Genomic DNA, 7,732 nt, shown 5'->3' with positions numbered 1-7,732 from the left:
GCCTCGGGTTGGCTCATGAACCGGTACAAAGGCAAGCGCCCCAAGCTCCCACTCGTCCACGGGGCAGCCAATGTCGTCGTGATCATACTGGCTTTGGTCCAGATCTACACCGGACTGATCTTTGCCATGGATTTCATGCTCTCCTGGCACCTCGGCTAGGCCTCTCGGCACTCACAAGGAATCGGCAATACCAGGGCGAAGTCAGTGTCAACCCATGGCAGCATCATAGCTGAGTATTGAAAAAGTCCTTATCCACAGTTCGTTCAAAAACCCCAAGTGCAAGGAGAAAAAAGTTCGATGACAAAGCGTAGTTATTCATACGCAAGAGTTTGAACTTTTTGCGGCGGCGTAGCAATTGGGAGTTTTTCAGCGAACTGACAAACTAATCGCTCAGGACCAGTCTTTTCAACAGAAAAACCAGCCCGATCAAAGCCAAAAAACTCGCCAGAAGCAGCAGACCACCGCTACCTTCCTCTTTGGAGTCGCCAGACGTCCCGGCCTCATTCGTTTCCGGAACGATCGCGGACTCGTCATCCTGAACGACCTCTGACCCGGCATTGCGGACGATCCTTGACGAGGCCGCCGCGATCAGCAGTGCGTCCTGGTCGGGATGCTCACCCAGCCACTCCACCTCCCCGGTTTCGATGTCGTAGACGGCTCCGACCACCTTCAGGTTTCCGCCCTGGACCAATTTGGCCGTCGCCCGGCTGGACTTCAAAAGGTCCTCGATGGCCTTCCAGACATTGGCCTCCACCGTCGCCGACACCAGATCATCTCCGGAGAGATCAGGTCGCTCGGCCCGGACCTTTTCCACGGCCGGGACGATGTTGTCCACCAGAAGCATGATATTGCCGTGAACCTGGGTCCCCTCGACCACGGCCGTCACCGCTCCGCAATGGGTGTGCCCCAGGACGACCACCAAAGGGGTGTGCAGATGCTCAACCCCATATTCGATGGTTCCGACTTCGTCCACGTCAGCCACGTTCCCGGCCACCCGGACGACGAACAGATCACCCAGGCCCTGGTCGAAAAGTATCTCCACCGGTACTCGGGAATCTGAACAAGCCAGAATGGTAGTCTGTGGATACTGCCCCATATCGGACGTTTCGGCTCTCCGCCCGGCATCCTGACGGGGATGAATGGACTTCCCGGCGACGTACCGGGCGTTGCCTTCCTGAAGCATGGTCAACGCCTCGTCGGGTGTCATGGCCGAGACCTGGGCGGAAATGGCCAGGGCCAGGGCCACACACATCGACACGATAGACATCATCTTGAGGTTCATGATCGAATGCCCCCTGGCGATCTAACGCCTTGGTTGACCGTTTCAAAATCCTGATGGATCAAGAGTTGCCTGCAAAGGTTGACAGACCCCTCACCCCGGGCTGAATCTGACCGCATGTGCACGCCCGAACGCCCGGACCTGAAAGCAGCCCTGACCAATATCCGTCGGCCCATGCCCCTGTCCCGAAAACTTCTTCTCGTCCTTCGGAACATGGCCGTCAAGATTCTTCGTCTCAAGACCTGTTGCGGAAACCACGGCCAGCCCGGCTGCTGACGCTGAAAAACCCTTCGGCCGGTCGGCCGATAACGAGGAAACCGACATGCCCAGACCCGTGACCCGGGTGGCCGCCATCCACGATCTCTCCGGCTTCGGAGGGGGTTCCTTGGCTGCCGTCATCCCCATTCTTTCGGCCATGCGCATCCAGGTCTGTTCCCTGCCCACGGCCGTCCTGTCCACTCATACCGGCGGGTTTGAGGGCTACCGTTTCGTGGACCTGACCGAACACATGCCCGGGTTCATCGCCCACTGGAAATCCCTGGGCCTGGCATTCGACTGTATCTACAGCGGGTTTTTGGGTTCCGTCCGCCAGATCTGCATGGTCGAAAACTTCATCGACGATTTCCGCCGGGACGACCAGATCGTGGTCGTGGACCCGGTTCTGGGCGACGACGGCCGCCTCTACGCCACCATGCCCGCGGAAATGGTCGTTGAAATGCGCCGTCTGGTGGCCAAGGCCGATCTCATCACCCCCAACGTCACCGAGGCGGCCCTGCTTCTGGGTCACAACCCTGCCGTTCCGCCCAGGCCGGACAGGGTCCGGGGCTGGCTGGAGGATCTCTCTGCTCTCGGCCCTCGTCGGGTGGTCGTCACCAGCGTTCCGGTCCAGGGACTGTCCGAAGGCTCGGCCGTCTTGGCCTATGACCGGGCCACCGGTCGCATGTGGCGGGTATCCTGCACCTACGTGCCCACCAGCTACCCGGGCACGGGCGACATCTTCGCCAGCGTCCTGACCGGGGCCATCCTCCAGGGAGACAGCCTGCCCATCGCCCTGGACCGAGCCGTCCAGTTCGTGGCCCTGGCCATCCGGACCACCTTCGGCCACGGCACCCCGGCCCGAGAAGGCGTGTTCCTGGAACGGGTTCTGGACAGCCTGAACGCCCCGGTGACCATGAGCAGCTACGAAATCGTGTCCTGAGGATCTTCGCTCTGACGTGGCTTTCCGGTTTGGTTCAACAGGCTCAACCCTTCACCTGGGTACACGGCTCGCTCACTCCCCGGGAACGGCTCGGGCCTTGGCCAAGGCTCCGGTCTGGGCATCGGTCCTTCCAGGGCGGCCGGAACCGGATTCCGGTCGGCCATCACCGGTCGGGTTCGCAGATCCACGCCCCGGACCGGGGAGCTGAACTCGATGGGGATGTCGTTGGGGTCGAAGGAATAGATGGAATGGATAAAACCGTGGTCCATGACCTCCGAGACCCAGAATCCGGCCGCCTCCAACCGATCCTTGAGAACCCAGAGATCATCGTCGGACTCCACCCCGATGGAAACGTGGTCAAAGGCCAAAGGCTCCCGGGTCGGAACCCCGTGATCTTTGAGGGACGGTCTCCGGCCTTCCGGCCATTCGAAAAAGGCGACCATGTCCCTGTCCGTCAGGGAAAAGAAGTATTGACGGTATCCCCGCTCCCCCAGACCGGCCACCAGGGGTAGCCCAAGCAAATCGCGCCAGAAGCGGATTGTGGCCTCCATGTCCGTGGTCGTCAGGGCCAGATGGTTCACCCCGGTGTACATGACCTATCCTTGCCAGCCGGGCCGGGAAATGTTCCTGGCCCGGCGCTGATCATTCGCGCGTTTGTCGCGGTCAATGCCCGCAAGAATCTTTGTCGGGAAATACCCGGCCGAAAACCGACCCGCTGACACGGTACACCCGGGGCTTCCCGAGAATTTCGACAAAAAACTCCTCGCCGCTCTTGGTTCCGGCGATCTCTACGGTCCGGTCCCAGGTCCTGACCCGGACCAGGTATTCAGGTTCTTCCAGACCGAGCTCGGCCTTCCGGGCCGGGTCCACGGCCTCATCGACGTGCATAAGGGCAAGGGCGCTCTCAATGAATTTGGCTGCAGTCATGGACTGCTCCTCTGTCCAAGTGTCGAGATCCGCCCGCCAGTTCTTGCCGTCGAGCATCGGCACCGTTGCGTTGGCCCCTTCCGCCTGTTCGGGGGTGAAGGCCGTCAAGGTAACCGTGCCATCCGGACCGACCAGGATGATTTCCTGGGCCGAATCCTGGGGCAGAACCGTCAGATTGCGGTTCATCCAACGGCTCCGATCCAGCGAATCCCTGTTCAGGCCCGTCTGGAATAGGATGTTCCCCTGGACCACATAGACCCGGTCCTCCCCGGGCCTTCGAACAAAGGCGCTTCGTCCGTCACCCTTGCCCACCTGGATGTCGAGCAGCGTCTGGCCGGAGGTTCCGATCATCCGAAACCCTTTGGACTCCGGGCCTTCCACCAGGCCGAAATCGGCCAGCAGGGCCTTGTCTTCGGCCCGGAATTCACCGCGCAGTTCCCGGGCCATCCGAATGAGTTCCCGGACCTGATGCTCGTCGGCCAGAGCGTCGTACATCTCAGGCAGAATCCATTCCTCACCTTGGCGGACGATCCTGGCCGTGGCATTGGCATTGTCGCCAACCCTCAGAACGATCTCCCGGACGTCGGCCTCTGAGGATCCAGCCGGAAAAAACACGGCCAAGTCCTCGTAGGTCGTCAGGTCCGGAGTCTTGCTGATTGTCTTCCGAATCAGCAGGGCGGCCGCCACGGCCACAAAGACAAAGACCAAAATCACGAGTTTTCTATTCATGGTGTCCTCCTGGATAGCTCGTCTACAGACTGCCGTCGAACCCGCCCGGGTGGGCGGCCCGCCTTCGTCGGCGATACGCGAAGCGAACCAGTCCGATCCCGACGAGGACCGCTGCCACCAACACGAAGTTCACCGCCTTCCACCAGGCCGTCTGGGCCGTGGTGACGTTCAGGATATATCGACTCTCGACCTGACTTTTTCGAACCTGGATGAGGTCCGTGCCCTGGGCCAGCGAGTCGACGCAATTGAGCAACAGGTCTCCGTTGGTACTCATGAGCCCGTCGGCAAAAAGCTCGGCCCCGCCTATGGCCAGGACCTCGCCGGCCACGCCGGCCACCGGCTCGGCCAGGGTCGCATTCAGATTCTCCTCGCCGGGCCACGGCGGCACGGGCTTGCCCTCCTGGAGATCCGGGAAGATCCCGCTGATCCTGGTCAGGACCGGATAGGACTTGAGTCCATCGTCAGGAGCCTTGACCTGGAACTGCTGGAGGGTCTGGGCTGGAGGCACCAGCCAGGACCGCTCTCCGGTGGAGGCCAGAACCTGGTGGCTCAGGCCGTGCTTGGCCAGAACGTCCTCCTCCACGACGACCCGCTCGCCCCAAAGAAGAAAGATGGCCTGAATCCTGGCCATCAGCGGATCATCGACGGCCATGGTCTCGCGGCCTATGAGGATCTGCATGGGCAGTGTCAGATTGATACCCCCGCCGAACATCTGTTCCAACTGGTTGCGGGCGACCCGGATGGGGGCATTGTTGTCGTCCATGAGGACCTGGTCATCGAACCGGAACCCGTACTCCTGGACCACGTCGTTTACGTTCGGATTCTGGGGGATGCGGTTCACATTGAGCCGACCCTGGGTGATGCTGTAGTCCCAGCGGTTGGTCTGCACGGCCATGACCGTCTTCTGGCCTCGGGCCAGGGCCCGGCCGATCTCCCATTTCTGGCGCTCGTCAAGTCCCTGGGGATCAAGCAGAAGCAGAACGTCCAAGTCCTCGGGCAATGGCGAGTCCTTGGTCAGGGCCACGGGCACGACCTGATACTGTTCCTGCTGCAGGAGACTGCCAACCATGGAATACCTTTCGGCCGGGCCGAAGATTCCGACCTTGGGGGTCTTATCCCTGGACAGGCGGAAAATGGAGGACACCAGAGCGTACTCGAGATCCGGCAGGGTATTGGGCACGATGCCGCCCAGAATCTCCTCGCTCTTGTCCCTGTAGGCCACGCCGATGGAGGAATAGATCAGATTGCTGACCGCGCCGGTCCGTCGTGTGGCCTGGACCGAAAAAGGCTCGACCCCCTTCTGAAGCATGCGCTTCTCCATGGGGTCCTCGTTGGCTGCCTCGGCCCCGGGATCCTGAAGGACGTTGGCCGCCCGCATATGGACCCGTTCGAAGTTGACCTGGCCCCCGCTGACCACCCTGAGCTCCCTGAGCTTGTCCATAACGTCCCGCTCGAGATTCTTGAGCTCGGTGGGCATCTCCGAGGCAGGGGTGACGTAGTACTTGACCTGAACCGGGGCATCCAGCCGGGACAGAATCCGCTTGGATCCATCGCTCACGGTGTAAATCTTGTTCTCGGTCAGATCGAAGCGGCCCAGACTGGTGTCGGCCAGCATGGCGTTCAAACTAAGCCCGATACCCAGAGCCAGGGTTGTGGCCGCGGCCATGGTCGCCTTGGCCGTCCGTCGGCCGCGACCCTCGATGTACATCCCGTTGAGGATCAAAAAGAGCGATATCCAAACCACGAAGTAGAGGATATTGGCCGTTTCAACCACGCCCCGAGTGAAATCAAGGTAGTGCCCGGTGACTCCCAGAAGATCACGCAGAGTCGAGCCCAGACCCGCAGCCCAGCCGTCTAGGGCCGATGCGATGAAATCGGTTCCCAGGAGGTAGAGTCCGAAACAGGCCAGCAAGGAACATACAAAGGCCACGATCTGGTCCCGGGCGAACCCGGAAACGAGCTGCCCTAGAGCCAAAAAGAAAGCTCCGAGCAGCAGGGCCCCGGCATAGGAGGCCACAATCTGGCCCATGTCCGGAGAACCGAGCGAGTACAGCATGATCGGAACCGTCAGGGTTGCGATTAGGCCAAAGGCCAAGAAGGCCAGCCCGGCCAAGTACTTGCCCATAATCACCGTCAGGGGCCCGACCGGCAGGGTCAAAAGCATCTCCAGAGTGTTCTCGGCCCGCTCCTCGGCCCAGAGCCGCATGGTCACCGCCGGCAGAAACACGCAGAAGACGATGGGCAAAATCGTGAAGAAACTTCGCATCTCGGCCATGGGAAACTCGAAGAACCCGGTCACGAACAACCCGCTGGTCAAGAGAACGAAGACGATGAGATAGATGTACCCAATGGCCGAATTGAAGTACCCGGCCAATTCCTTCCGGAATATGGTTCCGACGCTACGCATGGGCCTTCCCTCCTTCGGCCGCGGCCGGTTTCTCAGCCCTGGTCAGGGCCAGAAAAACCGATTCCAGGCTCACGGGTTCGGGTCTGATGGACCGGAGGTCCCAACCCTGGCTGACCGCCTCCCGGTAGACTGCCGAGCAGACCAGGGCCGGTTCTTCCCCCTGGAGACGGATGCAGGACCACTCTCCCTCGACCCGGGCCAGGTCCACCGAACAGCCCGGGACACAATGTTCCAGGGACTCGCGCGCCGAGTCGAACTCGGCCCGGATGACGATTTCCACTCCGGGCTGCAGCCCGGCTTGACCCGTCAGTTCTGCCAGGGAGCCGGCGGCCACGATCCGGCCCTGGCTGATGATGACGATCCGGTCGGCGATGGCCTCCACTTCCTGAAGAATATGGGTCGAGAAAAGAACCGTCCTATCTGCCGCCAGTTCCTTGACGAGTTTTCTGATGTCCAGAATCTGATGGGGATCCAGCCCCGTGGTCGGCTCGTCAAGGATAATGACATCAGGGTCGTGGATCAGGGCCTGGGCCAGGGCCGTCCGTTGCCGATAGCCCTTGGAGAGCTCCCCGATGGGCCGATAGTACATGACTCCCAGACCGGTCCGCTCCAGGACCCAGGCCATGCGGGAGGCCAAGGTTTTTCCCGTGACGCCCCGAGCCTGGGCCACGAATTTCAGGTATTCCCCGACCTCCAGCCGGGAATACAGGGGCAGGTTCTCCGGAAGGGCTCCCATCCGCCTCCGAACCTCCAGAGGTTCGGTCAAGACATCGTGTCCGGCCACCGTGGCCGTTCCCGAGGTCGGGTAGAGAAAGGTGGTCAAAATCTTCATGGCCGTTGACTTGCCCGCCCCGTTGGGCCCCAGCAGCCCGACGATCTCGCCCTTGCGGACGTCGAAGCTGCAGTCTTCCAGGGCGGTCACTGGCCCGTATCGCATACACAGGCCTTGGGCTTCGATCATATGCGCCTCCTCGCGTTGCCTTTACGTTCGAGAAAAAAAACGGTCCGGGGTTTTGCCACCGGGCCGAAACAGCCGCCTCCTGCGGCCTTGAAGCTAATTTTAGACATCACATTCATAAGGTCAAGAGGCTTGCACACTGCACATCGCCTTTCGGCGGCAGACAATGATTGACAGGGGCCATCCCCGGGTCTAGTTTTTTATTCGATTTCTGGCCCGGACAGGCCCGCCTCC

General features: G+C 61.1%; 6 protein-coding genes. 1 reads left to right on the top strand and 5 read right to left on the bottom strand.

The window, feature by feature from the left end:
- Positions 1-382: 382 nt before the first annotated feature.
- Complete coding sequence (locus EOM25_03825) at positions 383-1,282, bottom strand: carbonic anhydrase (GenBank protein NCC24320.1); 900 nt, start codon at positions 1,280-1,282, stop codon at positions 383-385.
- A 319-nt stretch (positions 1,283-1,601) separates the two neighbouring features.
- Here EOM25_03825 and EOM25_03820 point away from each other — a divergent pair, with 319 nt between their 5' ends.
- On the top strand, positions 1,602-2,477 hold the full coding sequence (locus EOM25_03820; GenBank protein NCC24319.1) for a pyridoxamine kinase: 876 nt from the start codon (positions 1,602-1,604) through the stop codon (positions 2,475-2,477).
- Here EOM25_03820 and EOM25_03815 read toward each other — a convergent pair.
- The 4 genes from EOM25_03815 to EOM25_03800 all read right to left on the bottom strand — a co-directional run bounded on the left by EOM25_03815 (position 2,459) and on the right by EOM25_03800 (position 7,501).
- Entirely contained in the window at positions 2,459-3,070 is a 612-nt protein-coding gene (locus tag EOM25_03815; GenBank protein ID NCC24318.1) for a VOC family protein, read from the bottom strand. The two genes, EOM25_03820 and EOM25_03815, sit on opposite strands and share 19 nt — an antisense overlap.
- 70 nt (positions 3,071-3,140) lie before the next feature.
- A complete protein-coding gene (locus EOM25_03810) occupies positions 3,141-4,133 on the bottom strand; it encodes a DUF4340 domain-containing protein (protein NCC24317.1) in 993 nt (330 codons plus the stop codon).
- A gap of 22 nt (positions 4,134-4,155) precedes the next feature.
- The gene (locus tag EOM25_03805) at positions 4,156-6,540 is read right to left on the bottom strand and encodes a hypothetical protein (protein NCC24316.1); all 2,385 of its coding nucleotides are present in this window, start codon (positions 6,538-6,540) and stop codon (positions 4,156-4,158) included.
- Positions 6,533-7,501, bottom strand: coding sequence for an ATP-binding cassette domain-containing protein (locus tag EOM25_03800; GenBank protein ID NCC24315.1), 969 nt, complete (start codon positions 7,499-7,501; stop codon positions 6,533-6,535). The genes EOM25_03805 and EOM25_03800 overlap by 8 nt, the downstream gene beginning before the upstream one ends.
- Between the last annotated feature and the right edge of the window lie 231 nt (positions 7,502-7,732).

The organism is Deltaproteobacteria bacterium (assembly GCA_009929795.1).
In the GTDB taxonomy this organism is placed as follows: Bacteria; Desulfobacterota; Desulfovibrionia; order Desulfovibrionales; family Desulfomicrobiaceae; genus RZZR01.
This window is presented reverse-complemented; position numbering and strand designations above follow the sequence as displayed.